Source organism: Eisenbergiella sp. OF01-20 (genome assembly GCF_003478085.1).
Lineage (GTDB): Bacteria > Bacillota > Clostridia > Lachnospirales > Lachnospiraceae > Eisenbergiella.
Map to the genome: position 1 here is coordinate 1,285 of NZ_QUES01000082.1, position 1,266 is coordinate 2,550.

1 protein-coding gene is annotated in these 1,266 nt (G+C 49.9%); it reads right to left on the bottom strand.

Annotated features, from left to right (window positions below):
• Positions 1 to 793 (bottom strand): MobQ family relaxase (gene mobQ, locus DXA36_RS32460; RefSeq protein ID WP_147366677.1); only part of this gene is annotated, 793 nt, incomplete at its 3' end.
• Between the last annotated feature and the right edge of the window lie 473 nt (positions 794 to 1,266).

Genomic DNA, 1,266 nt, shown 5'->3' on the forward strand with positions numbered 1-1,266 from the left:
ACTTCATCAGGCGGTTGGCGGCTCTGATTTCCCGGTTCAGGTTGCCGATATTCGTCTGGATACCACGCTTTTCCATCTGCCGGACAGCAGCCCCCTCATGGACAGTGGGGACAATATCAAGCCCCTGTCTGGCATAGGAACGCAAGTCCATACGCTCCGGGCGGTCATTGGCTTCCAGATAGCGGTTCTGGATGACCTCCCATTCATGCCGCCAGATTTCACAATACTTCTGGTCGTTCCAGTCAACCGTATCCTCCTTGTGGCTTTTCCAGTTCCCGGACGGGAGCCGGATACGCTGGCCTTTCTCGTCAAGGTCATAAACCTTGCGGCTCTTGGGAAGCCATTTTCCATGCTCGTCCATTGCCCGCATAGTCAGTAGGACATGGGCGTGGGGATTGTGTCCCGGCGGATGGGGGTCATGGATGGCAAAGTCAGCAATCATGCCTTTGGAAACAAACTGCTGTTCACAAAATTCCCGGACAAGGACAGCATACAGGTCGGGTGGTATCTCTCTGGGGATGGTAAGCACCCACCGCCTTGCAAGCTGGGAGTTCCATTGCTTCTCCACCGCTTCGGCGGCGTTCCATAGGGTATTGCGGTCTGCATACTCCGGCGGGGCGTTTGCCGGGAGCAGGATTTCATTGTGGACGATACCATGCTTTTTCGGGTAGTGCTTCACTTGCTGGTCGTATTCACAGAACAGCTTTTCGCCGCTCTGGTAAGCAGCGGCGGCAACCGCAGACTGCCGCTGGCTGCGCTGAACAATCGTGATTTCGTTGTGTGGACAGGGCATTTCGTGTCCCTCCTTTCGGTAATTGGTGGATGGGGTGGCGTTTTACCACCTCATTTTGGGCAGAAAAAAAGCAGGAGATCTTTTTTCAGATTTCCTGCTCGGTGTGCCGCTGTGTGGGCGGCGGGTATTTAGTTGTAAAAGTTCGGGGCAAGTTGGAGCCGTTGACAAACGCCTATTTTGAAAAAAGGCTTTGATTTTCCTACCCGGTCTTTGCCGTTTTTATGGCAGAAATGACTTTTTCCTGAACTTTTTTCAAGACGGTTTTTTTTAGAAAACCACTTTGTCAACAGCCCCATGTTGGCCCGAAGGTGGGTCGGCTCGACAAACCGGCATTTTTATACGGTTTCATCTATTCAAACTATACTTTTCATTCAAATCAAGAATGTAATGACCTAAAATAGTTTTATGAATTATGTCAATAATAATTACAGCATAAGAATTTTTCTGGTTGGTAAAGAGCAAAATATGTTGAT